Below are 23,360 nucleotides of genomic sequence, written 5' to 3'. Positions count from 1 at the left end.
TATGGCCTCGCGCGCTGCCGGCGTGTAGAAGGCGCGGCATGGGACGGCCCAACAAGAGCGACATTCCTGACCAGCCGGCGCCGGCGATCGTGCTGGTGCGGCCGCAGCTGGGCGAAAACATCGGCATGACGGCGCGTGCCATGCTCAATTGCGGGCTGGGCGAGTTGCGCCTGGTGGCACCGCGCGACGGCTGGCCCAACCCCGCGGCGCAGCGCGCCGCATCCGGGGCCGATTCGGTGCTGGAGGCGGCGCAGGTCTTCGATACGGTGGCTGCCGCGGTGGGCGACCGGACCCGGGTCATCGCAACGACGGCGCGTGCGCGCGAGCTGACGCAGCGAGTGGTCAACCCGCGGCTGGCGGCCGCTGAGCTCCATCAGTGGATCGCGGCCGGTGAGCGCTGCGCCGTGATGTTCGGGCCTGAGCGTACCGGCCTGGAAAACGACGACCTGGTGTACGCCGATACCGTGCTGTCGATCCCGCTCAATCCCCGGTTTACGTCGTTGAACATCGCGCAGGCCGTGCTGCTGGTCGCCTATGAATGGTCGCAGGCCGATGCCGTGCCGGAAGAGACCCTGGTCACCAACACCACGCGGCCGGCGACCAAGGCCGAGCTCGCCAACCTGTTTGCCCATCTCGAACGCGAACTGGACGATAGCGGCTTCCTGCGCGTGCCCGAGAAGCGGCCCGACATGGTGCGCAACATCCGCGCCCTGCTGCAGCGCGCCCTGCCCACCGAGCAGGAAGTGAACACCTTTCACGGCATCATCGCCTATCTCGCGACAAAGAAGCGAAATGGGTGAAGCCGGGAGCTCGCCTTGGCAATCGCGTGCATGCTCGACTAGCATCGCTCGTTATCATCGAGGGGACACCATGCGCCGGCGCACCTTTTCCAGCCTGGCTGCCGCGGCAGCATTGCCGCTGCCGGCGATGGCGCAGGCGAATTATCCCAACCGGCCGGTCCGGTTCATTGTGCCGTTCCCCGCTGGCGGCACGACCGACTACCTGGGCCGCGCCATGGCCGAGAACCTCGGCCGCCTGTTGGGCCAGCAGTTCGTGGTCGACAACAAGGGCGGCGCCGGCAGCAACATCGGCGTCGGCGAGCTCGCGCGCGCCGTGCCCGACGGCTACACGCTGGGCATGATCAATGTCGCCTCGCATGCCATCAACCCGACGCTCTACAGTCGATTACCGTTCGATCCGATCAAGGATTTCGCGCCGATCTCGATGATCGCCACGCTACCCAACCTGCTGGTGCTGCATCCGTCGGTGCCGGCGCAGAATGTTCGCGAGCTGATCGAGCTGGCCAAGCGCGAGCCCGGCAAATACACCTACGCGTCCTCCGGTGCCGGCACCACGCTGCATCTGTCGGGCGAGATGTTCAATACCATGGCCGGCATCAAGCTGCTGCACGTACCCTACAAAGGCGGCGGCCCCGCTTTGCAGGATCTGCTGGCCGGCGTGGTGCATATGATCTTTGGCAACATGCCTACGGTCTTCCCGCAGGCCAAGGCCGGCAAAGTGCGCGCCCTGGGAGTCACCTCGGCGCAGCGCAACAAGGCAGCGCCGGATATCCCCGCCATCGCCGAGACCTTGCCGGGCTATGCCGCCGACTCCTGGCAGGCGTTCGCCGCACCGGCCGGCACGCCGCAGGCGATCGTCGACAAGCTGGTCGACGCCGCGCTGCGGATTCTCACGACGCCGGAGGTCGTGGCGCAATTCGAGGCACAGGGTGCCACGGCGCTGCCCATGACGCCGCAGGCGCTGTCGACGTTCATGGCCGAGGACTTGGCGCGCTGGGCGCCGGTGGTGAAGGCATCGGGCGCGCGTGTCGAATGACTCCGCGCAGGATCGCACGATGACGAACCCGATCTTGGATCTCACACGGCCCGGCGACATTCTGAGACCGTTTCCGGTGGTGGAAGATGTTTTCGTGCCGGAGCAGGTCGGCCTTGCCCGGCATCTGCATCCCTTGGTCTCGGTCGATCTCAAGGCTGCAAACCCGGGCTGGTCCGGCTGGGTTCATATGCTCAGCCCGATAGAGCCCTATGCGGGTCTCCTCGGCGAGCACACGGTGGATTTTCATGACACCTTCGCGCGAACGAACGCCTTTATCGTCGCGCTCGACGGCAATCGTTATCACTTCCAAGGGGATTCGCGCTATTTCCTGATGGCGCATGCCAGAGACGACCTGCCGCAGCACGCACATGTCGCTTACGACGAACTCGCCGTGCACTACGAAGAAGCTGAAGCCGCCTTTCGCAGGGCCGAAGCCTCCTATCGCAAACACGGCAGGCTCTACATGCTCGACGACAAAGGTCGGATATCGTCCGGGAACATGGAGCCTCAACCGCTCGTCGAGCAGCTTGGCGGCGCGACACCTTATGCCAATTGGACCGTGACAACCGAGTTCCCTGTCGAGCCTGTCGTCAGGCCAGGCGGTCCGGAACCGACGCAGGTCTGGCCGCTCAGCCCCGCGGGACGGCGTTTCGAGTTTGTCGCCTCGACGCCCGGTTGGCTCTACCGCCGTGACGGCGCCGATTCGATCCTGCTGTTCTACGAACCTGTCGAGAAGCTGGTGCTGCTGACGTTCGACTGGACCTGAGCTATCCATGGACGCCTTGCCCATCGAGGAAGCGCTGCCGGCGCTGAAGCAGGCGCTGCTGTCGCGAACGGAAGCGGTATTGCTGGCGCCACCGGGAGCCGGCAAGACCACGCGCGTGCCGCTGGCGCTGCTGGATGCGCCGTGGCTGGCCGGTCGCAAGATCATCATGCAGGAGCCGCGGCGCATCGCGGCGCGTGCCGCCGCCCGGCGCATGGCACAGACGTTGGGCGAGGCGGTTGGCGACACCGTCGGCTACCGCGTGCGGCTGGACAGCCGGGTCGGTCCCGCCACGCGCATCGAGGTCGTGACGGACGGCCTGTTCCTGCGTCGGCTGCAAGCCGATCCGACGCTCGAGGGCATCGGCTGCGTCATTTTTGATGAGCTGCACGAGCGGGGCCTGGAGACCGACCTGTCGCTGGCTCTGGTGCGCGAAGCGCAACTGGCGCTGCGCGACGACCTGCGGGTGCTGGCCATGTCGGCCACGCTCGATGGTGTTGCGGTGGCGCAGGTGCTGGGGGGTGCGCCGATCATCGAAAGCGCCGGGCGCATGTTCCCGGTCGACACGCGCTACCTGGAGCGTGATGCCGACGGGCGCATCGAGGATGTGACGGCAGCAGCGGTGCGGCGTGCCGTGGCCGAGGAGCCGGGCAGTGCCCTGGTGTTCCTGCCCGGCGTCGGCGAAATTCGCCGCGTCGAGGAGCGCCTGCGCGGGGCCTTGCCGGCCGATACCGACCTGGTGCCGCTCTATGGCGATCTGGCGCCGGGCGAGCAGGACCGGGCGATCCGTCCCGCGCCTGCCGGTCGGCGCAAGGTGGTGCTGGCCACATCAATCGCCGAAACCAGCCTCACCATCGATGGCGTGCGCATCGTGGTCGATGCCGGCTGGATGCGCGTGCCGCGGTTTTCGCCGCGCACCGGCATGGAACGGCTGCAGACGGTGCGGGTGACCCAGGCGTCGGCCGACCAGCGCCGTGGCCGCGCCGGCCGGCTGGCGCCGGGTGTCTGCTACCGGCTGTGGAGCGAGGCGACGCAACGCGGCCTGCGCCCGTTCGGTGTGCCCGAGATCCTCGACGCCGACCTCGCACCCCTGGCGCTGGAGCTGGCGGCGTGGGGGACGCGTGATGTCACGGCGTTGCCGTGGCTGACGCCACCGCCGGTGGCGGCGCTGGCGACGGCCCGTGATCTGCTGCGGGACCTGGGGGCGCTGGACGACGACGGCGCGGTCACGGCGCACGGCCGCGCCATGTCCGCGCTGGGCCAGCATCCGCGTCTGGCGCACCTGCTGCTACGGGGCCAGGACGAGGGACGTGGCGCGCTCGCCTGCCAGGTGGCGGCTTTGATTGCCGCGCGCGACCTGTTGCGCTTTCCGCCCGGACAGCGCGATCCCGATTTGCGCCATCGCGTCGATGTGAGCCTCAATGAGACGCGGCCGGTCTCGGGTGCGGCGGTCGACCGCGGCACCTTGGCCGCCGTTCGCCAGAGTGCGCGCGATCTGCGCCGGCGGCTGGGCGTGCGCGAGAACGGCGCCGTCGATAGCCGCGATACCGGCCGGCTCGTCGCCATGGCGTACCCCGATCGTGTTGCCCGGCGACGCCCCGGCGGCGGCGCCCGCTATCGGCTGAGCGGTGGGCGCGGCGCGACGTTGCCGGAGGGCGATCCGCTGGCGGCCGAGGAATGGCTGGCCGTGGCCGATCTCGACGAGGGTGCGCAGGACGCCCGCATCTTTCTCGCGGCGCCGCTGGCATTGGCCGATATCGAAGACCTGTTCGACCACCGGCTGGTTGCCCGCGATGTGCTGCGCTGGGATGGCCGCGAGCAGGCCGTCGTGGCGCGTCGCGAGCGGCGGCTGGGGACGCTGGTGCTGGAGGAACGCGCGCTGCCGGACCCCGCTTCCGAAGCGGTGCGCGCTGCGATGCTGGATGGTCTTCGTGCCCTGGGCCTCGACAGCTTGCCGTGGAGCGACGGCTTGCGGAGCTGGCAGCAGCGCGTGCAGTTCCTACGGCGGCACCTGGGCGAGGAGTGGCCTGACGTTTCAGACCCGGCATTGCTGGCATCTCTGTCTACGTGGCTGGGCCCTTATCTCGACGGTGTCTCGCGCCGCGCGCATCTCGATCGCGTCGATCTTGCCTCGGCGCTGCACGGCACGCTCGAATGGTCGAAGCGCCAGAAGCTGGATGAACTGGCACCGACCCACATCGCCGTGCCCAGCGGCTCGCGTGTCGCAGTCGACTACACAAATCCCGACGAGCCGGTGCTGGCGGTGCGCCTGCAGGAGATGTTCGGGCTGGCCGCGACGCCGCGCATCGCCGGCGGCCGGGTGCCGCTGCTGATTCATCTGCTGTCGCCGGCGCGCCGTCCGGTGCAGGTCACGCGCGACCTGGCCAGTTTCTGGGCCAGCGGCTATCGCGCCGTAAAGGCCGAACTGAAGGGCCGCTACCCGCGGCACTACTGGCCCGACGATCCCCTGGTCGCCGAGCCCACGGCACGCGTACGACCAAGGCCGAAATGATGCTCTCTGCTCATCTCCACGCCTGCGCGGGGAGATGAGAGAACGCTACTGTTGGAACCGTCGTTGCCAGAATTCGCGCGAACGCCGTTCGCCGATGTCGCAGCCCAGCGCATAGGGCCGCTTGCCGGGCGCCGGCATCGAGCCTTCCATGGCCTGCGCCACCTGGCGTTCGCCCGAGACGCCCTGGCGGCGCTGCGGCACGTCGCTGGCGCGGACCTTGCCGTCGGGCGTGATGTTGGCGATCTCCTGCAGCAGCTTCTTGCGCACGGCCTCGTGGAACTCGTTGAAGCTGGTGGCAACGACGAGGAAGGAGCGCGGGCCGCCGATGACGCAGCCTTCGTAGTAGCGATCGAGATCGGGATCCGGCGGGAAGCCGTACTTGTTGGGGCGGCCGTTCATGATCGGCAGGCCGTTGATGGTGATCCGCCGCGCCAACGCCTCGTCGCGGGCCGTGGTGATCAACTCGCCGTCGTTGTTGGCGCCGTCGCCGGAGATGTCCAGCACCATGCGCTCTGTCGTGTACGGCATGCGCTCGAACAACGGGATGGCGTAGCGGATGGCGCCACTGATCGACGTCCGGGTCAACACGGTGATCGGCACTTCGCCCAGGCGCTTGGCGAAGGTTTCGATGGCGGCCTCGCTATCGAGGAGAGTCCAGTCGATCAGAAGCTGCTGGCGCCACGCATCGGACCACTCGAAATAGGTGACCGCGATCCGGCCGTTGTAGCCGCCCAGAATCGCCTTCCTGATCTGCGGATCAGTGAAGGCCTTGACGTAACCCTGGCGTTGCAGCTCGGCTTCGTCGGGATCGATGCTGCCGGAGATGTCCACCGCCAGGACCAGTGCCAGATCGACTTCCTTGGCTTCCTGCGCCACGGCATCAGGGCCAAAGGAGAGGCCGAGCAGGGCAGCACCCGATAGGAGTGCCTGTCGCCATCTGAAGCGGGGAAAGCGTACGCGACTGATGACCATCGGTGGCCTCCAGGTGTCGCATCGACAGGCGGAAGCATAGCCCTTCGCACTGGGCTGTCCAGCGCGCGACGCGCTCGACAGGTATGAACTGCTGTTCATATGCTGTGACAAACGAGCTTGCCGGAGAGGAAATACCATGGACCTGTCGCTTGGCCCCGAGGACCGCGCCTTCCAGGACGACGTGCGCGCATTCCTGCGCGACAACCTGACCCCCGATCTGCGACAGGCCGGGGCGCGCACCGGCGGCGTGTTTGCCGAAATCGAGGCCGGCTTTCGCTGGCATCGCATCCTGGCCAAGCGCGGCTGGTCGGCCACGACGTGGCCCAAGGAGTATGGCGGCCCCGGTTGGACGGCAACGCAGCGCTATATCTTTGCGCGCGAATGCACGGCCGTCGACGCGCCGCGCGTCTTCAACATGGGTGTGCGCATGGTCGGCCCGGTGGTCATGAAGTTCGGTACGCCCGAGCAGAAGGCGAAGTATCTGCCGGGCATCGTGTCGGGCGACATCGTCTTTTGCCAGGGCTATTCCGAGCCGGGATCGGGCTCGGACCTGGCATCCCTGAAGACGCGCGCCGATTCGGACGGTGACGATTATGTGATCAACGGCACCAAGATCTGGACCACGTTCGCACACCACGCCAATCGCATGTTCTGCCTGGTGCGCACGTCGAACGAGGGCAAGCCGCAGGAAGGCATCACGTTCCTGCTGATCGACGACATCAAGACGCCGGGGCTCACCATACAGCCGATCATCACCTTGGCCGGCGATCACGAGGTGAACCAGGTCTTCTTCGACAACGTGCGGGTGCCCAAGGCCAACCGCCTGGGGCCGGAGAATGCCGGCTGGACGGTGGCCAAGCACCTGCTCGAGTTCGAACGTGGCGGCGAGGCCTATACGCCCAATCTGTATGCGCGCCTCGAGGATGTGCGTCGGATCGCACGCGAGGAACGCGCCGACGACAGCGCGCGCCTGATCGAAGCGCGCGACTTCGCCGAGCGGCTGGCGGCGATGGAGATCGAGATCCAGGCGCTGGAGATGATCGAGCTTCAGGTCCTGAGCGACCTCAGCCGCGGCAAGAACCCCGGCGCGATATCGTCGGCCATGAAGATCCGCGGCTCGGAGACCTTGCAGAAGCTCGACGGCCTGGGCGTCGAGGCGCTGGCGTACTATGCGACACCGTACGAGCCGGAAGCGCGCACCTTGGGCTGGAACGAACCGACGGTGACACCCGACTACGGCATCACCGCCGTGCCGCTCTTCCTCAACAACCGCGCCGCCACGATCTACGCCGGTTCCAACGAGGTCCAGCGCAACATCATCGCCAAGGCAGTGCTGGGTTTGTGAGCGTCTTTACCTCTCCCGCAAGCGGGAGAGGTCGATGAGCGCGTAGCGCTCATCGGGTGAGGGGATACACACGAGGCGCCAAGTCCTTGGGCCCTCACCTTCCCATCGCTTCGCGATGGCCCCTTCCTCTCCCGCGCAGCGGGAGAGGAGATCAAACTACAGCGCCAGCATGATCTTGCCGACGTGGTCGGCGCGCTCGAGCTCGGCGTGGGCGGCGGCGGCGTTGGCCATCGGGAAGGTCTTGAAGATCACCGGCTTGATGATGCCCTTGTCGAGCAGCGGCCAGACCTTCTCGCGCAGGCCAGCCGCCATGCGGCCCTTGTTGGCGATGCTCTGCGGCCGCATGGTCGAGCCGGTGATGCTGATGCGGTTCATCATGACCACCGCGGCATTGATGGTGGCGCTGGCACCGCCCTGCACCGCGATGATCACCAGCCGGCCCTCCGCTCGCAGCAGCTGCAGGTCCTTGGCGATGTAGTCGCCGGCGACCATGTCCAGCACGACGTCGACCCCGGCGCCGTTGGTGAGGCGCTTGGCCTCGGCGACCCAGTCGTTGTCCTTGTAGAGGATGGCGTGGTCGGCGCCGAGCTTGGTGACGGCCGCGGCTTTCTCGGCGTTGCGCACCGTCGTCAGCACCGTGGCGCCCAGTGCCTTGGCGAGCAGGATGGCCGTCGTGCCGATGCCGCTGGCGCCGCCATGGATCAACACGGTTTCGCCAGCCGACAGACGGCCGCGCTCGAAGAGATTGTGCCAGACGGTGAAGTAGGTCTCGGGCAGCGCCGCGGCCTGGATCATGTCGAAGCCGCTGGGCACCGGCAGGCACTGCGGCTCCGGCACGCGGCAATACTCGGCGTAGGCGCCGCCCGGCGTCAGGGCGCAGACGGCATCGCCGACCTTCCACCCCGTGACCCCGGCACCCAGGGCTGCGATCGTGCCGGCGCATTCCAGGCCCGGCAGGTCCGAGGCATCCGGCGGCGGCGGGTAGGTGCCGGCCCGTTGCGCGAGGTCGGGCCGGTTGACGCCGGCAACCGCGACCTTGATCAGCACTTCGCCCTCATGCGGCACGGGCAGCGGGCGGGTCGCCGGTTTCAGCACGTCGGGGCCACCGGGCGTGCTGATTTCAATGCAGGTCATGGTCGGGGGCAGGGCGCTCATGCGGCTCTCCGCTGAGGGTTTCGGGGACGATGGACGCCTGCTATAGCCGGGGCCGGGCGGACCGTCCATCGATCCGCCATCCGATCGGTCGGAGGAGAGCCATGGCGCGTGACGATGATGAACTGGACCCCCGCACCAAGAAGCCACAGCCGAAAAATCTCGATCCCATGTCGGTCGAGGAGTTGGGCGATTACATTGCCGAGCTGAAGGCCGAGATCGGGCGGGTCGAGGTGAAGATCAAGGCCAAGCAGGCGCATGCCGCCGCGGCACAGATGTTTTTCAAGAAGTCCTGAGTGGAGATCAAGTCGATGACGCTTGCCAACAAGACCGCCATTGTGACCGGCTCGACCAGCGGCATCGGTCTGGGCATTGCCCGCGCGCTGGCGGCCGAGGGCGCCAACGTGATGCTGAACGGTTTCGGCGATGCGGCGGCGATCGAGCAGATTCGCCGGGAGATCGGCGCCGGCGGTTCCGGCAAGGTGGGCTACCATCCAGCCGATATGAGCAAGCCGGCGGAGATTGCCGATCTGGTGGCGAAGACGGCCGAAACGCTGGGCTCGGTTGACGTGGTGGTCAACAATGCCGGCATCCAGCACGTGGCGCCGGTCGAAAACTTTCCCGTCGATCGCTGGGACGCGATCATCGCCATCAACCTGTCGAGCAGCTTTCACACCATCCGCGCGGCGCTGCCGTTGATGAAGAAAGCGGGCTGGGGCCGCATCATCAACATTGCATCGACGCACGGGCTGGTGGCCTCGGGCGAGAAGACGGCCTACGTGGCGGCCAAGCATGGAGTCATCGGCCTGACGAAATCGGTGGCGATCGAATGCGCCAATACCGGCGTGACGTGCAATGCCATCTGCCCGGGCTGGGTGCTCACGCCGCTGGTGCAGAAGCAGATCGAGGCGCGTGCGGCGGAACAGAAGATCAGCGTCGAGCAGGCGCGCAACGCCCTGCTGGGCGAGAAGCAGCCGCAGCTGCAATTCACGACGCCCGAACAACTGGCGGCGATGGCCGTGTTCCTGTGCTCACCTGCGGCGGCCAACATGCAGGGTACCCAGCTGGTCAGCGACGGCGGCTGGACTGCCCAGTAGAATCCGAGAAGCTGCCGCGCTTCAGACTTAATTCAGAGAAAATGATAAGTCAGGCATCTGTCAGGGAGGATGTGATGTCCCGTCTCTCAATAAAGCGTTGGGTGCTTGTGGCGGCGTTGGCTGGCGCGGCCCTGGGCAGCGGGGAGGCGCTGGCACGGGATTCCTACGACTTGCCGCCCGGTCCGTACCGGCAGGAATGCCGCAACGAGCGTATCGAGGGCGGTTACCTGCTGCGCGCGACCTGCCCGAAGCGCGACGGCGCGATGCGCGATGCATCGTTGGATATGCGGACCTGTCCGCGTGGATCGGCCGTCTACAACGATGGTGCCTATCTGAAGTGCGGCGGTGGCGGCGGGTATAATACCGGCAATAACGATCGCCATGGCTACGGCTTGCCGCCGGGATCCTATCGCCAGGAATGCCGCAATGAGCGCGTCGAAGGCGGCTATCTGCTGCGGGCGACATGCCCCAAGCGTGATGGCGACATGCGCGACGCGTCCTTGGATTTGCGCACCTGCCCGCGCGGGTCGGCGGTCTACAACGACGGCGCCTACTTGAAGTGCGGCGACAGGCCGAGTTGGCAGGGTGGGCGTGATGATGGCTGGCGCGACCGCGACCAGCATGCGCGCTACAGCCTGCCGCCGGGCCCGTATCGCCGCGAATGCCGCAACGAGCGGATCGTCGACGGCTATCTGCTGATGGCGAGCTGCCCGAAGGAGAACGGCCAGATGCGCGATGCGTCGATTGACCTGCGCACCTGCCCGCGCGGCTCCAATATCTTCAACGAAGGCGCCTACCTGCGCTGCCGTTAACGGCATATGGCCTGGGAGCGCGGGCGTCTCGCCCGCGCTCGCAGGGCGCTTTCACGGATGCTTGATATCACCCGCCTGACCGCGGCCGCATCTCGATCTCGATGACATCCAGCCGCGCGCTGTCGGCGGCGGTGCGCGTCTGTGCCGTCAGCAGCAGGTGGATCGGCAGTCGGCTGGCGCCGCCCTCGGTGTCGGCCAGCATGGCGCCGTCGGTGCTGAAGCGCACGGTGCGGATGCCGCCCTGGCCGGGCTCGATCTGGCTGGTCAGGTCGAAGACGTGGGCATCGCCGCCGATATCGACCATCAGGAACACACGTCCACCTTCGCTGCGGTTGGCATAGAGCGTCAGGTCGACGTCGAAGCCGGCCAGCGCATGGCCGCGCGGCGGAACATAGGGCTGATAGGGCGCCGCCGTCAGGGTCTGGGAACGGCCGGCGACGCCGGCCGTGACGGCGGCGCGGATGTTGGTCGTCGAGCACACCAGGCCCAGCGCCTTGGGCGTGCAGATCAGGCGTGTCACGGGCGGCGGACCGGCCGCGTCGTCGGCAACGGGCCGGTCGTCGCTGGCGAACGCCGGCGCTGCAATGCCGGCGATTGCCGCGATGGCCAGCCGGACTCCGAGTCTCAGGGGAAATCGCATGGGGGCCCTCCGGTTCTTGTCCGATGCGGACCGGGTGGCCCTTTGTGGAATGGGCCTTGCCGCCGCCTTTGTCTTTGCGCGCGCGCCGACCTAGTCTCGCACCGGCGGTCGGGTTTCCGTTCGCGGAATGCGGAGCAGTATAATGCCGGATGCTAAATTCCTGAAGTTCGACACGCTGGCGCTGCACGCCGGTCAGCAGCCCGACCCGGTGACCGGCGCCCGCGCCGTGCCGATCTATCAGACCACCAGCTATGTCTTTCGCGACGTCGAGCATGCGGCCAGCCTGTTCAACCTCGAGGTCGGCGGCCATATCTACTCCCGTATCTCGAACCCCACGGTGGCGGTTCTGGAGGAACGCGTCGCGGCGCTGGAGAAGGGCACCGGCGCCCTGGCGGTGGCCAGCGGCCAGGCGGCATTGCACATCGGCATCGCCACCCTGATGGGACAGGGCGGCCACATCGTCGCCTCGGCCTCGCTCTATGGCGGCAGCCGCAACATGCTGGGGCTCACCCTGCCGCGCTTCGGCATCACGACGACGTTCGTGGACCCGCGCGATCTCGACGGCATGCGCAAGGCGATTCGGCCCGAGACGCGCCTGGTGTTTGGCGAGACCATCGGCAACCCCGGCGGCGAGGTGCTCGACCTGCCGGCCGTGGCGCAGATCGCACACGATGCCGGGTTGCCGCTGATGATCGACAACACCTTCGCCTCGCCATTGCTGTGCAATCCGCTGGAGCACGGCGCCGACATCGTGATGCACTCGGCCACCAAGTTCATCGGCGGCCATGGCATCGCCATTGCCGGCGTGCTGGTCGATGCCGGCCGCTTCGACTGGCGCGCATCGGGCAAGTTCCCGACCTTGACCGAGCCCTACGCCGGCTATCACGGCATCGATTTCTTCGCCGAGTTCGGCCCGCAAGCCTTCATCATGCGGGCGCGCACCGAGGGCCTGCGCGATTTCGGTCCGGCGCTGTCGCCGCAGAACGCCTTCTACCTGCTCCAGGGCCTGGAGACCTTGCCGCTGCGGATACGCCAGCACGTCGCCAATGCCCAGGCGGTGGCGGCGTTCCTGTCGACCAACCCCGCCGTCGAGCGCGTGCACCATCCCGATCTGCCCAACCACCCTGACCACGACCTTGCCAAGAAGCTGCTGCCGCGCGGCAGCGGCTCGATCTTCGCGTTCGATCTCAAGGGTGGCCGCGAGGCCGGCAAGCGCTTCATCGAGCGACTGCGACTGTTCTCGCATCTGGCCAATGTCGGTGACGCGAAATCGCTGGTGATCCACCCGGCCTCCACCACGCATGCGCAGCTGACGGCCGAGCAGCTGGCCGCCACCGGCATCGGCGAAGGCATGGTGCGCCTGTCGGTGGGGCTGGAGGATGTCGATGACCTGATCGATGACCTCACTCCAGCACTGCGCGCCGCACACAAGGGTTGAACCGATGACCACCACATTCACTGTCGACGGCCACGACGTGTTTGCCACCACCGGCGGCGTCGATTTCGATCCTGCCAAGCCGGTCGTGGTGTTCCTGCACGGCGCCGGTTTCGACCGCACTACGTGGCGCCTGCAGACGCGCTGGTTCGCCAATCATGGCCGCTCGGTCCTGGCCGTCGATCTACCGGGCCATGGTCGCTCCGGCGGGCCACCACTGCCCAGCATCGCGGCGATGGCAGACTGGGTGATCCGCTTGCTCGATGCCGCCGGTGTCCGCCAGGCCGCGCTGGTGGGTCATTCTATGGGCGGCCTCGTGTCGCTCGATGTCGCCGGTCGTTATCCCGACCGCATCCGGGCGCTGGGCCTGTGCGGCATCGCCGGCGAAATGCCGGTGCATCCGGAGATGCTGGAGTCGGCCAAGGCCGGCACCAGCAAGGTGCGCGAGCTGATGACGTTCTGGGGACTGGGCCGGGCGCTTCAGATCGGCGGCATGGTCAGTCCCGGCCTGTGGCTGACCCGCGAGTCGCTGGCCGTGCTCGACAAGGCGGCACCCGGCGTGATTCACAACGATCTCGCCGCCTGCAACGTCTACAAGGACGCGCCGGCGCGCGCCGCACAGGTGGCGTGTCCGGCCGTCTTCGTCTGCGGCGACGGCGACCAGATGACGCCGGTGGCCAAATGCAAGCCCCTGGCCGCCGCGATTGCCGGCAGCCGCATGACGACCCTGAAAGCCTGCGGGCATTTCATGATGGTCGAGCGCCCGGACGAGACGCTCGACGCGCTGAAGGCCGTGGCCTGATACCAGACCGCGAGGTCGACGATGGCATACGCTTATGAAAGCGGGAGCGACGTTCGCACCGGGGATGTGGGCGTCGAGGGTGTACCGCTCAGCTGGCTGATGCGGCTGTGCGCCGGCGCCGAGGCGCAAGGCGTGTCGCGCGACCAGCTCTTCAGCCGGAGCCTGATCGACCTGTACTACGGCGATGATCGTGACCGGGTATCGCCGGCGCAGCATCTGCTCTTGTGCATGAATACGGCGATGGCGATCGACGATGCCGCGCACGGATTCGGCGCCCGGCGCCTGCAATGCAGCTACAGCGCCCTGTCGCTGCGGGTCATGCTGGGGTGTTCGACCCTGGAGGCTGCCCTTGATGCCGTCGCCAAGCTGTACAGTCTGGAGACGTCCATCGTGCGCGTCGAAACAGGCGCCACCGGGGATATCGCGACCCTGACGTTCCGGGCCGAAGCCAAGACCGAGTCGGGATCGCTCATCCTGGAGGACATCGCACTCAGCTGGCTGTTCGTGTGCTGCAGTCACTTCATCGGCAGGCCGCTACCGCTCATCGATGTGCAGACGCGCGACCCTGCGCACATGAACCTCGGCGCGCGCCACTGGGCTGCGAAAGCACCCGTCCGCCACGGCGCGGTGGCCGCCTTGCGTTTTCCCAAGGCCGTGTTGGCAACGCGACGAATCGGCCAAGCCGACGGCGAAGCGCACTGGGCCTGCCTGAGGCCGTGGCTGCGGTTCGCCGAAGGCGATGCTGCTGCGCCGACGCTGGCGCAGGCCACGGTATCCGCGCTGCGGCTGGACCGGTTGGCGCGGCAGGAGGGCCTCAGCCCGCAAGCCTTGCGCCGGCGGCTGGGCGGCTTCCGCCAGATCCGCCGCCAGGCGCTGGCCGACGCCGGTGTCGCGCTGTTGCGCGCCGACGGGGCCAGCGTCGAAGCCGTGGCCGCCGATCTCGGTTATGCCGACGCGCGCAGCTTCCGCCGTTTCCTCAAGGCCGCCACCGGCAAGACGCCGCGTGAAATCCGGGCGACGGACGGGGTCCCGGTATCCATGGCCGGCCCGAGCCCGGCGGTGCATCGACAGATCCGCCATATCGCCTCCTTGCTGGACCACCAGTAGCGAAAGCGTCCCCGTCAGGGGGCCGGTTCGGTCCTTCTCGACCGGTCCCGGTTTGCGCACGGTCCGCTTATGAGACCCGCCACGGGTCGATAGCGGAGACAAGCGCATGACTTCCGTGTCCACACCGTCCCGTCGTTCCGACGTCGACGCGGTATTCCAGCATCTGGCCAATCTGTTCACGCCCACCACGCCGTCGGAAGATTTCCTGACGATCCTGCGGCGGGCGATGAACCACTATGGCGACATCGGCACGCCGCCGGCGCTGACCGGCGTGCGCGTCACACCGGTGTTGGCGGGTGGCGTGCCGGCCGAATGGGTCGTCGCCGCCGGCGGCTCGAGCCGCCGTCGCATCGTCTACGTCCATGGCGGCGGCTGGGCCGCCGGCGGGCCGGATGCCTATCGCGCCCTGGCGGCCGAGCTGGCGCGGCGCAGCGGCGCGGCGGTTCTGGTGGTGGACTACCGCCTGGCACCCGAGCACGTGTTCCCCGCCGGGCTGGACGACTGCAGTGCGGCCCTCGCGTGGGCGGCCAGCCATGGCCCCGATGGGGCGCAGGATGCGCTGTCGCTGACCCTGGCCGGCGACAGTTCCGGCGGCAACCTGGCGGCGGCCACGTGCCTGCAGGCGGTGACAAGCGGCGCGCGTGTGCCGGATCGTCTGGTCCTGATCGCGGGCGTGCTCGATGGCGCGGCCGATGCGCAGCGGGTCGGCCGCGACGATCCCGTCGTCACGGCCGAAAACGTCGCCGGTGCCTATGGCATGTATACGGGCGGCGCCGTCCCGCTGGCGGACCCCAGGGTTTCACCGGTGCGCGCACCCCACGCGGTGCTCAAGCGCTTTCCGCCGACCCTCATCCAGGTCAGCGGCAGCGAGTACCTCCTGGCCGATTCCAGGCGGTTTGCCCAACGTCTTGAGGAGGCTGATGTGCGGGTGTCGCTGAGCGTCTGGCCCGGGCTGCCGCATGTCTGGCACGTGTTCCTGGGCCAACTCCCCGACGCATCCCAGGCACTGCAGGAGATCGCCGACTTCAGCCGAGGACAATCACTGCAATCGCTGTGAGAAATTGGCCGGTGGCATCGGGCGCGGGTCTTCCGCTCACCTGACGGCATCCCGGCGCTTGGCAGACTCTGTGGAAAAAGCGTAGAACCGGGCGGTTCAAGGACGAGCCGCCCGGGGGGCGGCGATGAGGAGAGGCTGACATGAGCGTGATTCAGGCTGCGTCGCAGCGCAAACCGACCGAAACCCGGCCGGCGGGCGTGGCGTCGTTTGCGTGGTCACCGGACTCGTGGCGCCATTTTCCAGCCCGGCAGATGCCGATCTATGAGGACCAGACGGCTCTGGAAGCCGCCGAGGCCCGGCTGCGCCGCTATCCGCCGCTGGTTTTCGCCGGCGAGGCGCGGCGCCTGAAGACGGCGTTGGCGCGGGTCGCGGACGGCAACGCCTTCCTGCTGCAGGGCGGCGATTGCGCCGAGAGCTTCGTCGATTTCTCCGCCAACAACATCCGCGACATGTTCCGGGTGCTGCTGCAGATGGCGGTGGTGCTGACCTACGGCGCCGGCATGCCGGTGGTGAAGTTGGGCCGCATCGCCGGCCAGTTCGCCAAGCCGCGCTCGTCCGATACCGAGGCGATCGGCGGCGTCGAACTGCCGAGCTACCGCGGCGACAACGTCAACGGTTTCGAATTCACGCCCGAGGCGCGCCGGCCGGACCCGGAGCGCATGGTGCAGGCCTACAACCAGTCGGCCGCGACGCTTAACCTGCTGCGCGCCTTCGCCCAGGGCGGTTATGCCGACCTGCACGAGGTGCACCGCTGGAATCTCGATTTCGTCGCCACCTCGCCGGCGGCGGCGCGCTACGCCGATCTTGCCAATCGACTCGACGAGACGCTGACCTTCATGGCCGCGTGTGGTCTGACCTCGGCCACGACGCCGCAGATCGCCGAGACCGATTTCTTCACCAGCCACGAGGCGCTGTTGCTGCCCTACGAGCAGGCGCTGACCCGCGTCGATTCGACCAGCGGCGACTGGTACGACTGCAGCGCGCACATGCTATGGATCGGCGAGCGCACGCGGCAGCCGGACGGCGCCCATGTCGAGTTCCTGCGCGGCGTGAAGAACCCGCTCGGGTTCAAGGCCGGCCCCGACATGTCGGCCGATGACCTGATGCGCCTGCTCGACGTGCTGAACCCGAAGAACGAGTCCGGCCGCATCACGATCATCACCCGCATGGGTGCCGACACGCTGGCGGCCAAGCTGCCGGCGCTGCTGCGCGCGGTTCATCGCGAAGGCCGCAAGGTCGTGTGGTCGTGCGATCCCATGCACGGCAACACGGTGAAGGCGGCCAACGGGCTGAAGACCCGCTACTTCGATGCAATCCTGCGCGAGGTACGGGCGTTCTTCGAAGCCCACCGCGCCGAGGGCACGCATCCCGGCGGCGTGCATTTCGAGCTGACCGGCCAGGAGGTCACCGAGTGCGTGGGCGGTGCCGTCGACATCACCGTCGACGGGCTGACGGCGCGCTACGAGACGCAGTGCGATCCCAGGCTCAACGCCAGCCAGGCGCTGGAACTGGCGTTCCTGCTGGCCGAGGGGCTGAAGGCCGAGCGTGTTGCACGCGAGCGGAGCAGCACGTCGGGGAAGTGACACGCGCCGACGCCAGACCATCATTGCAGGGGAGGAGGGCACGATGCATCCGGCAGATCCGGACGTTTCGCGCTACACCGATCACTACTTCAATCGCACGAAGGGCGTGATCGGCAAGTTCGGCGACTGCACCGTCACCTATGCCATCTTCATGCGGCGGCCCGTGGTGTGCGCACCACGGTTGGCGCTCGACTGGCTGCAGGAACTGACCACGGCGCGGGGCGCCAAGGTCGAGGTCGACCTGCGCTACCCCGAGGGCAAATGGGTCGGCGCCGGCGAGCCGATCATGTACATCACCGGCTCGTTCTATCACCTGGTCGACCTCGAAACGATCTTCCTGCAGAAGCTCGGCCCGGCCTGCGTCGCCGCCTATAACGCCTACACCATGTGCGCCGAGATGCCCAAGACGGCATTCCTCGCCATGGACGCCCGCCACTGCGCCGGTGCCGAGATGGCGGAAATGATGGCCTACGCCGCGTCGGTCGGCTCAGGCCGTGCCAAGCGCAAGCTCGACGCCATCGGCTTCATCGGCAACGCCACGCATTCGACGGCGCATTTCTTCGGCCGCGACCAGGGCATGGGCACCATGCCGCACGCGCTGATCGGCTACGCCGGCTCGACCTTGCGCGCGGCCGAGATGTATCACGAGACATTCCCCGGCGAGCCGATGACCGTGCTGGTCGACTTCTTCGCCAAGGAAGTGGCGGATTCGCTGGCCGTCGCCCGGCGCTTCCCCGAGCTGGCGTCATCCGGCCAGCTCTCGATCCGTCTCGACACCACCGGCGGCCGCTATGTTGAAGGCCTCGACCCGCAGGCATCCTATGCCGTGATGGAGCGGCATGCGCCCGAATCGATTCGCGGGTACCGCACCGAGGAGGAGCTGCGTCATCTGGTCGGTACCGGTGTGTCGGCCGCCGCGCTGTTCCACGTGCGCGAGAAGCTCGATGCCGCCGGCTTCGACAAAGTCCGCATCGTCGCTTCGTCCGGATTCGGGCCAGCCAAGTGTCGTGTCATGGCCGAAGCCGGCGCGCCGATCGACGTTGTCGGATCGGGTTCGTTCCTGCCGTCCAACTGGACCGAGACCTACGCCACGGCCGATATCGTGGAGTATGACGGCGTGCCGCGGGTCAAGGTTGGCCGCGAGTTCCTGCATCGCAACCGTTCGGTGAAGACGCCGGCGCTGTAGTTCGTCACTCCACCTTATGGGCGCGATCGAAGGCCTCGATCACGCGCTGGCGGTTGGCATAGCGCTGACGCAAGGCTGCTTCATCGCGATCAAGCCTGCTGCAGCCGAGCTCGGCGATGGCGCGTTCGATCTCTTTCCTGCGCTCCGCGTCGTAGGGCTCCTCGCCGAGCCAGTGATTGCAGTCGACAATTCGGTACACGAGCGCCTTGGCGTCTGCCGGCAGGTCCTTGGTCAGGGCTTCCATCGTAGACCGATGGTCCGCCGCTGCCGGTCCTGCTACGATCAGCGACAACAGCAACGTTGCTTGAGCACGAGTCCTGCGTTGCATCAGCAGTGCCTCAAGTGATTTGTTGCGAGCCGCTGCGAAAGATCAGCAGACGAGGAGACATTGCCATGGCCGCTGTAAAGGACGCCAGTCACCTCTATGAAGTCGAACGCCGCGCGCGTCATGCCGAACGCCCGGGGTTCCGGATCAGCGAGCTGCAGATCAGCCCGACGCAGAAGGTGCCGTGGCACTATCACACCAACGTCGCCGACACGTTCTATGTGCTGGACGGCCGCATCCGCGTCTTCCTGCAGGAGCCCAAGGAGGATGTTCGCCTTGGTCCCGGCGAGACCTACACCGCGCGCGCCGGCCGGCCGCACCTCGTGGTCAACGACGGCTCGGTGTCGGCGACCTTCCTGGTCCTGCAGGGCCTCGGCGAGTACGACTACGTGCCGCTCACGCGCCAGGGCGGCGCGGCGCCGGCGTGATCAAGGGCGGGTATAGGCGCTGAGCGCCAGCCGACGCAGCTCGGGCGCGCGCCAGGCTGACGTCGCGACGACCAGCAGGGTGACGATCCCGCCCAGCCACACGGCGGGCCGTGCACCCAGGAGGCTGGCCGCCACGCCGCTCTCCAGGGCGCCGATCTCGTTGGACGAGCCGATGAAGACGGCGTTCACGGCCGCGATGCGGCCGCGCATGTGATCGGGCGACAGCAGGCGCAGGATGGCGCGGCGGATCACGACGCTGATCCCGTCGAAGGCACCGCTGAACATCAGCGCCACCAGCGACAGATAGAAGTTCTGCGACAGCCCGAACACGATCATGGTGACGCCGAAGCCGGCCACGGCCAGCATCAGGTTGCGGCCGGCCTTGGCGACGGGCGGCCGCCGGGTCGACCACAGCATGACGGCAAGCGCGCCGACCGCCGGCGCCGCATTCAGGAAGCCGAGCCCGGTCGCACCGACCTGCAGCAGATCGAGGGCGAACACGGGCATCAGTGCCATGGCGCCGCCGAACAATACGGCAAACAGGTCGAGCGCGATGGCCGCCAGGAAGACCTGGCTGCTGAAAACGAAACGCACGCCCTCGCCGATGCTCTGCCATACCGGATCGCGCGCGCCGGTGCGCACGGTCGGTGGTTGCGGCAGGGCGAGGATCGCCAGCCAGCACAGCCCATAGAGCGCGCTGATGACGGCATACGTGATGACCGGACCGAGGCCATCGTAGGCGAATCCGGCTGCGGCCGGACCGAGCACGGCGGCGGTTGCGCTGGCGCTGCTGAGCCAGACACCGGCGTTGACGGCCTGCAGGCGCGGCACGACCTGCGCCTCGAAGCCGGAGAATGCCGGTTCGGCGAAACCGCGCGCGATGCCGGCCACGAAGATCACGGCGTAGAGCGCCCAGACACTGGTTGCCGCACCCGGCAGCGACACGATGGCGAGCGCCAGTGCGCACAGCATCGACATGAAGCGCGTGATCAGCGTGATGGTCCGGCGATTGTACTGGTCGGCCACGTAACCGCCGAACAAGGCCAACGACAGGGCCGGTATCGCCTCGACCAGGCCGAGCAGACCCAGCGCCAATGGATCGCGGGTCAACTGATAGACCTGGAAGCCGATGACCACGGCCAGCGATCGACCGGCAAAGGACGCTGCGGTCGACGCCCCCAGGAAGAGCCGGAACGTCGGCAGCGCGAGGGCGCTGGCCGGCGGCGCCGGGGATGGTTCAGCGGGTGGAAGAACGGACATCGACAGCCCTTCCTATCGCGCCGTCGCCGGAGATGAAAGCGTGGGGGTAGCCTTCACGATTGCGTGCAGGGAATATCGATTGTGCGCCTGTCCGCGGCACGCATGATACTGCTCGGTCGTGAAACGGGACGCGGGAGGAAACGATGGTAACCATACTGAGTGAGGTGGAAGAACATGCCGTTTCGGCCGTTGATGGCCTGTGGCTGACGGCGGGCGATGCCGAGCGGGTCACCGGCTGGACGTTGAAGCCGGAAGGCATGTGTCGCGACGATGCCTGCGTGCCTTTGCCGTCGGATATGACGCGCGACGGTCAGGTTGATGTCGCCGCGTTCTGGCAGCGCCTGGGTAACCCGGTGCTGCACGATGACACCAGGCAGACCTGGATGCTGGGGATCGGCGCCGATGCGCGCAACGATGCATTGGCAGACCTGCAGGCACCGGATTTCACCTTGCCTGACCTCGACGGCGCGCCGCACACGCTTTCGGCGCTGCGCGGGCGCAAGGTGTTCCTCACGACATGGGCCAGTTGGTGAGGCTGTCGTCTCGACTTGCCCGTGTGGCAGTTACTGTATGAGGATCTCAAGGACCGCAATTTCATGGTCGTGGCCGTCGCCGAGGATAGCCGCGGTGCCGAGCAAGCCCGGCAATGGATCGAGCAGGCCAAGCCCACCTATTGGTCCCTGATCGATGCCGATCATCGCGTCGCCGACCTCTATGGCATGGTGAACGTGCCGCAGGCGGTGTGGATCGACGAGGCCGGCCGCATCGTACGCCCGGCCGAGACCGCGGGCTCCACCGACCATTTCCGCCGCATGGACCTCACGACCCGGACCATGACGCCGGAGGATCAGGCGGCCCGCCTGGCGGCGCGCAAGACCTACCTCGACGCCGTGCGGGACTGGGTGCTGACCGGCAAGCATGCACTGGCTGCCGATACCGCCCGCGACAAGCAGCCGCGGATCACGCCGGACATCGCCCTGGCCCACGCCCACTTCCGGCTCGGCACCTGGCTGCGCCGGCACGGCAAGGACGACGAGGCGGTCCGCCATCTTGGCGAGGCCAGCCGGCTGCATCCCGACTCCTGGAACATGTGGCGCCAAGCCGCTGACCTGGCGGCGGTGGGCAACGCCGGCGGGCCCGAGTTCTGGGCTCGCGTGAAGGCTCTGGGCGATCGGCCCTACTATCCGCCGCCCGATCTGCCGGGCTTCGGCCGCTGACGGCAGTCGCCGCGTCCTCCCATGGCAGCCATGCATGGGAGGACGCTGTATCGCTGGACCCTTATACTCATATATAGCATAAGTAGGATGTGCGATCGAATGGCCGGCCGCGCTGTGCCATTGTATAGCGGTGCGCCCTGTCACCGGGGCGTTGAGACATAGAGTGGACGAATGACGGACTCGCTGAACATCGCCATTGCCCAGCTCAACCCGACGGTTGGCGACGTTGCCGGCAACGTCGCCAAGGTACGGGCCGCGCGGGCCGAGGCCGCCAAGCAGGGCGCCGACGCCGTGGTGTTCTCCGAATTGGTACTGTCGGGCTATCCGCCCGAGGACCTCGTGCTCAAGCCGGCATTCCAGCGGCGTCTGCACGAAGCCATCGACGAACTGCGTGCCGACACCGCCGCCGGTGGGCCGGCGCTGTTCGTCACCACACCCTGGCGTGAAGGCGACAAGCTGCACAACGCCGTCCTGCTGCTCGACCGCGGTGAGATCGCCGGCAAGCGCTTCAAGGTCGATCTGCCGAACTACGGTGTGTTCGACGAGAAGCGCGTGTTCGCGCCAGGCCCGATGCCGGGTCCGTTGATCTTTCGCGACGTGCGCATCGGCGTGCCGATCTGCGAGGACGTGTGGACGCCCGATGTCGTCGAGTGCATCACCGAGACGGGCGGTGAACTGATCCTGGTGCCCAACGGCTCGCCCTATGAGGTCGACAAGACCGAGCGGCGCGTGCAGCTGGGCGTGGCGCGTGTCGTCGAGAGCGGCCTGCCGTTCTGCTACGTCAACCAGGTCGGCGGCCAGGACGAGCTGATCTTCGACGGCGGCTCGTTCGTGATCGGTGCCGACCGGACGCTGCGCGCCGCGCTGCCCAGCTTCCGCGAAGCGGTGATCACCACGACATGGCGCCGCGGTGCCGACGGCAAGTGGGATTGCGCACCCGGTACCATGCACCCGCCGCTGTCGCGCCTGGAATCGATCTACCAGGCGATGGTGCTGGGCCTGCGGGACTATGTGAACAAGAACCGTTTTCCCGGTGTCATCATCGGGCTGTCGGGCGGCATCGATTCGGCGCTGACGGCGGCAGTGGCCGTCGACGCGCTGGGCGCCGATCGCGTGCGCACGGTGATGATGCCCTCGCCCTATACCAGTCGCGACAGCCTGGAGGACGCGGCACAATGTGCCGAGGCGATGGGTGTTCGCTACGACATCGTTTCCATCGAGCCGGCGATGAAAGCCTTCGGCGACATGTTGAAGCCGGTGTTCGGCAACCGTGCCGCCGACACGACGGAAGAAAACATCCAGGCCCGCGCGCGCGGCCTGACCCTGATGGCCATCTCCAACAAGTTCGGCCACATGGTGGTGACCACCGGCAACAAGTCGGAGATGGCGGTCGGGTACTCGACCCTCTATGGCGACATGTGCGGCGGCTACAACGCTCTGAAGGACGTCTACAAGACGACCGTTTTCGAACTCTCGCACTGGCGCAACGGGGCGCACCCGGAAGGGGCGATGGGTCCCGGCGGCCGCGTCATCCCCGAACGCATCATCACCAAGCCGCCGTCGGCCGAGCTGAAGCCCGATCAGAAGGACCAGGACACGCTGCCGCCGTACGATGTGCTCGACAAGATCCTGGAGGGTCTCATCGAGCGCGACCTCGCCACCGAGGAACTGGAAGCGGAAGGCTATGACCCCGCCACCGTGCAGCGCGTCTGGCGCATGCTGGAAATGGCCGAGTACAAGCGGCGACAGGCCCCGCCGGGCGTGAAGATCACTGGCCGTGCCGTCTCACGCGACCGCCGCTATCCGATCACCAATGCGTTTCGCGGATGAG

General features: G+C 67.4%; 22 protein-coding genes. 17 read left to right on the top strand and 5 right to left on the bottom strand.

Going from position 1 to position 23,360, the window contains the following annotated elements; all coding sequences use genetic code 11:
- The first annotated feature begins 38 nt into the window (after positions 1-38).
- From FQU96_RS31260 to hrpB, 4 genes are all read left to right on the top strand, one after another.
- Positions 39-800 (top strand): RNA methyltransferase, encoded by a 762-nt coding sequence (locus FQU96_RS31260; RefSeq protein ID WP_146545308.1) that lies wholly within the window; start codon positions 39-41, stop codon positions 798-800.
- Positions 801-870: 70 nt separating this feature from the next.
- Positions 871-1,836: a tripartite tricarboxylate transporter substrate binding protein gene (locus FQU96_RS31255; RefSeq protein ID WP_146545307.1), complete on the top strand. Its 966-nt coding sequence runs from the start codon at positions 871-873 to the stop codon at positions 1,834-1,836.
- Between the two features lie 19 nt (positions 1,837-1,855).
- Entirely contained in the window at positions 1,856-2,602 is a 747-nt protein-coding gene (locus FQU96_RS31250) for a hypothetical protein (protein WP_146545306.1), read from the top strand.
- A gap of 7 nt (positions 2,603-2,609) precedes the next feature.
- Complete coding sequence (gene hrpB, locus FQU96_RS31245; RefSeq protein ID WP_146545305.1) at positions 2,610-5,111, top strand: ATP-dependent helicase HrpB; 2,502 nt, start codon at positions 2,610-2,612, stop codon at positions 5,109-5,111.
- Between the two features lie 45 nt (positions 5,112-5,156).
- On the opposite strand, the gene FQU96_RS31240 is transcribed toward hrpB, so the two are convergent.
- A complete protein-coding gene (locus FQU96_RS31240) occupies positions 5,157-6,083 on the bottom strand; it encodes a DUF1194 domain-containing protein (RefSeq protein WP_178130811.1) in 927 nt (308 codons plus the stop codon).
- A gap of 136 nt (positions 6,084-6,219) precedes the next feature.
- Here FQU96_RS31240 and FQU96_RS31235 point away from each other — a divergent pair, with 136 nt between their 5' ends.
- Positions 6,220-7,428 carry an acyl-CoA dehydrogenase family protein gene (locus FQU96_RS31235; protein WP_146545303.1) on the top strand — a complete coding sequence of 403 codons (1,209 nt, stop codon included), beginning with the start codon at positions 6,220-6,222 and terminating at the stop codon, positions 7,426-7,428.
- A gap of 156 nt (positions 7,429-7,584) precedes the next feature.
- Here FQU96_RS31235 and FQU96_RS31230 read toward each other — a convergent pair whose 3' ends face one another.
- Positions 7,585-8,583: an NAD(P)H-quinone oxidoreductase gene (locus tag FQU96_RS31230; RefSeq protein ID WP_218574948.1), complete on the bottom strand. Its 999-nt coding sequence runs from the start codon at positions 8,581-8,583 to the stop codon at positions 7,585-7,587.
- A 101-nt stretch (positions 8,584-8,684) separates the two neighbouring features.
- Here FQU96_RS31230 and FQU96_RS31225 point away from each other — a divergent pair, with 101 nt between their 5' ends.
- The 3 genes from FQU96_RS31225 to FQU96_RS31215 are packed head-to-tail and all read left to right on the top strand — an operon-like array spanning position 8,685 to position 10,489.
- A complete protein-coding gene (locus FQU96_RS31225) occupies positions 8,685-8,876 on the top strand; it encodes a DUF1192 domain-containing protein (RefSeq protein WP_146545302.1) in 192 nt (63 codons plus the stop codon).
- Positions 8,877-8,891: 15 nt separating this feature from the next.
- Entirely contained in the window at positions 8,892-9,677 is a 786-nt protein-coding gene (locus tag FQU96_RS31220) for a 3-hydroxybutyrate dehydrogenase (RefSeq protein ID WP_146545301.1), read from the top strand.
- A 41-nt stretch (positions 9,678-9,718) separates the two neighbouring features.
- Positions 9,719-10,489, top strand: a complete 771-nt coding sequence (locus FQU96_RS31215) for a CVNH domain-containing protein (protein WP_146545300.1) — start codon at positions 9,719-9,721, stop codon at positions 10,487-10,489.
- Positions 10,490-10,556: 67 nt separating this feature from the next.
- Here FQU96_RS31215 and FQU96_RS31210 read toward each other — a convergent pair whose 3' ends face one another.
- On the bottom strand, positions 10,557-11,129 hold the full coding sequence (locus FQU96_RS31210; RefSeq protein WP_146545299.1) for a hypothetical protein: 573 nt from the start codon (positions 11,127-11,129) through the stop codon (positions 10,557-10,559).
- A gap of 142 nt (positions 11,130-11,271) precedes the next feature.
- Between FQU96_RS31210 and FQU96_RS31205 the strand changes: the two genes are divergently transcribed.
- The 6 genes from FQU96_RS31205 to FQU96_RS31180 all read left to right on the top strand — a co-directional run bounded on the left by FQU96_RS31205 (position 11,272) and on the right by FQU96_RS31180 (position 18,299).
- Positions 11,272-12,567: an O-acetylhomoserine aminocarboxypropyltransferase gene (locus FQU96_RS31205; RefSeq protein WP_146545298.1), complete on the top strand. Its 1,296-nt coding sequence runs from the start codon at positions 11,272-11,274 to the stop codon at positions 12,565-12,567.
- Between the two features lie 4 nt (positions 12,568-12,571).
- Positions 12,572-13,366, top strand: a complete 795-nt coding sequence (locus tag FQU96_RS31200) for an alpha/beta fold hydrolase (protein ID WP_146545297.1) — start codon at positions 12,572-12,574, stop codon at positions 13,364-13,366.
- Positions 13,367-13,387: 21 nt separating this feature from the next.
- Positions 13,388-14,473 (top strand): AraC family transcriptional regulator ligand-binding domain-containing protein, encoded by a 1,086-nt coding sequence (locus FQU96_RS31195; protein ID WP_146545296.1) that lies wholly within the window; start codon positions 13,388-13,390, stop codon positions 14,471-14,473.
- 106 nt (positions 14,474-14,579) lie between these two features.
- Positions 14,580-15,530, top strand: coding sequence for an alpha/beta hydrolase (locus FQU96_RS31190; RefSeq protein WP_146545295.1), 951 nt, complete (start codon positions 14,580-14,582; stop codon positions 15,528-15,530).
- A 140-nt stretch (positions 15,531-15,670) separates the two neighbouring features.
- Positions 15,671-17,113, top strand: a complete 1,443-nt coding sequence (locus tag FQU96_RS31185; protein ID WP_146545294.1) for a class II 3-deoxy-7-phosphoheptulonate synthase — start codon at positions 15,671-15,673, stop codon at positions 17,111-17,113.
- Between the two features lie 43 nt (positions 17,114-17,156).
- Positions 17,157-18,299, top strand: a complete 1,143-nt coding sequence (locus tag FQU96_RS31180; protein WP_146545293.1) for a nicotinate phosphoribosyltransferase — start codon at positions 17,157-17,159, stop codon at positions 18,297-18,299.
- A gap of 4 nt (positions 18,300-18,303) precedes the next feature.
- Here the strand turns inward: FQU96_RS31180 and FQU96_RS31175 are convergent, their stop codons facing one another.
- Positions 18,304-18,543 (bottom strand): hypothetical protein, encoded by a 240-nt coding sequence (locus FQU96_RS31175; RefSeq protein ID WP_146545292.1) that lies wholly within the window; start codon positions 18,541-18,543, stop codon positions 18,304-18,306.
- Positions 18,544-18,692: 149 nt separating this feature from the next.
- Between FQU96_RS31175 and FQU96_RS31170 the strand changes: the two genes are divergently transcribed.
- Complete coding sequence (locus tag FQU96_RS31170; protein ID WP_146545291.1) at positions 18,693-19,052, top strand: cupin domain-containing protein; 360 nt, start codon at positions 18,693-18,695, stop codon at positions 19,050-19,052.
- Here FQU96_RS31170 and FQU96_RS31165 read toward each other — a convergent pair whose 3' ends face one another.
- On the bottom strand, positions 19,053-20,312 hold the full coding sequence (locus tag FQU96_RS31165) for an MFS transporter (RefSeq protein WP_146545290.1): 1,260 nt from the start codon (positions 20,310-20,312) through the stop codon (positions 19,053-19,055). It abuts the gene before it with no gap.
- A gap of 143 nt (positions 20,313-20,455) precedes the next feature.
- Here FQU96_RS31165 and FQU96_RS43065 point away from each other — a divergent pair, with 143 nt between their 5' ends.
- Complete coding sequence (locus tag FQU96_RS43065) at positions 20,456-21,529, top strand: ResA-like WAxxUGC motif-containing protein (RefSeq protein WP_304623182.1); 1,074 nt, start codon at positions 20,456-20,458, stop codon at positions 21,527-21,529.
- Between the two features lie 171 nt (positions 21,530-21,700).
- Positions 21,701-23,359 carry an NAD+ synthase gene (locus tag FQU96_RS31150; RefSeq protein WP_146545287.1) on the top strand — a complete coding sequence of 553 codons (1,659 nt, stop codon included), beginning with the start codon at positions 21,701-21,703 and terminating at the stop codon, positions 23,357-23,359.
- Position 23,360 lies beyond the last annotated feature (1 nt).

The organism is Reyranella sp. CPCC 100927, assembly GCF_007859315.1.
Taxonomy (GTDB): domain Bacteria; phylum Pseudomonadota; class Alphaproteobacteria; order Reyranellales; family Reyranellaceae; genus Vineibacter.
The sequence above is the reverse complement of the archived record's forward strand: the minus strand, read 5'-3'. Positions and strand labels throughout refer to the sequence as shown.

What these genes read in the sequence shown, in the direction of transcription:
- FQU96_RS31150 (WP_146545287.1), top strand. Translation starts at nt 21,701, where the DNA reads ATGACGGACTCGCTGAACATCGCCATTGCCCAGCTCAACCCGACGGTT.
- FQU96_RS31260 (WP_146545308.1), top strand. Translation starts at nt 39, where the DNA reads ATGGGACGGCCCAACAAGAGCGACATTCCTGACCAGCCGGCGCCGGCG.
- FQU96_RS31200 (WP_146545297.1), top strand. Translation starts at nt 12,572, where the DNA reads ATGACCACCACATTCACTGTCGACGGCCACGACGTGTTTGCCACCACC.
- FQU96_RS31220 (WP_146545301.1), top strand. Translation starts at nt 8,892, where the DNA reads ATGACGCTTGCCAACAAGACCGCCATTGTGACCGGCTCGACCAGCGGC.
- FQU96_RS31240 (WP_178130811.1), bottom strand. Translation starts at nt 6,083, where the DNA reads ATGGTCATCAGTCGCGTACGCTTTCCCCGCTTCAGATGGCGACAGGCA.
- hrpB (WP_146545305.1), top strand. Translation starts at nt 2,610, where the DNA reads ATGGACGCCTTGCCCATCGAGGAAGCGCTGCCGGCGCTGAAGCAGGCG.
- FQU96_RS31205 (WP_146545298.1), top strand. Translation starts at nt 11,272, where the DNA reads ATGCCGGATGCTAAATTCCTGAAGTTCGACACGCTGGCGCTGCACGCC.
- FQU96_RS31255 (WP_146545307.1), top strand. Translation starts at nt 871, where the DNA reads ATGCGCCGGCGCACCTTTTCCAGCCTGGCTGCCGCGGCAGCATTGCCG.
- FQU96_RS31195 (WP_146545296.1), top strand. Translation starts at nt 13,388, where the DNA reads ATGGCATACGCTTATGAAAGCGGGAGCGACGTTCGCACCGGGGATGTG.
- FQU96_RS31190 (WP_146545295.1), top strand. Translation starts at nt 14,580, where the DNA reads ATGACTTCCGTGTCCACACCGTCCCGTCGTTCCGACGTCGACGCGGTA.
- FQU96_RS31175 (WP_146545292.1), bottom strand. Translation starts at nt 18,543, where the DNA reads ATGGAAGCCCTGACCAAGGACCTGCCGGCAGACGCCAAGGCGCTCGTG.
- FQU96_RS31230 (WP_218574948.1), bottom strand. Translation starts at nt 8,583, where the DNA reads ATGAGCGCCCTGCCCCCGACCATGACCTGCATTGAAATCAGCACGCCC.
- FQU96_RS31170 (WP_146545291.1), top strand. Translation starts at nt 18,693, where the DNA reads ATGGCCGCTGTAAAGGACGCCAGTCACCTCTATGAAGTCGAACGCCGC.
- FQU96_RS31180 (WP_146545293.1), top strand. Translation starts at nt 17,157, where the DNA reads ATGCATCCGGCAGATCCGGACGTTTCGCGCTACACCGATCACTACTTC.
- FQU96_RS31225 (WP_146545302.1), top strand. Translation starts at nt 8,685, where the DNA reads ATGGCGCGTGACGATGATGAACTGGACCCCCGCACCAAGAAGCCACAG.
- FQU96_RS31165 (WP_146545290.1), bottom strand. Translation starts at nt 20,312, where the DNA reads ATGTCCGTTCTTCCACCCGCTGAACCATCCCCGGCGCCGCCGGCCAGC.
- FQU96_RS31250 (WP_146545306.1), top strand. Translation starts at nt 1,856, where the DNA reads ATGACGAACCCGATCTTGGATCTCACACGGCCCGGCGACATTCTGAGA.
- FQU96_RS31210 (WP_146545299.1), bottom strand. Translation starts at nt 11,129, where the DNA reads ATGCGATTTCCCCTGAGACTCGGAGTCCGGCTGGCCATCGCGGCAATC.
- FQU96_RS31235 (WP_146545303.1), top strand. Translation starts at nt 6,220, where the DNA reads ATGGACCTGTCGCTTGGCCCCGAGGACCGCGCCTTCCAGGACGACGTG.
- FQU96_RS31185 (WP_146545294.1), top strand. Translation starts at nt 15,671, where the DNA reads ATGAGCGTGATTCAGGCTGCGTCGCAGCGCAAACCGACCGAAACCCGG.
- FQU96_RS31215 (WP_146545300.1), top strand. Translation starts at nt 9,719, where the DNA reads ATGATAAGTCAGGCATCTGTCAGGGAGGATGTGATGTCCCGTCTCTCA.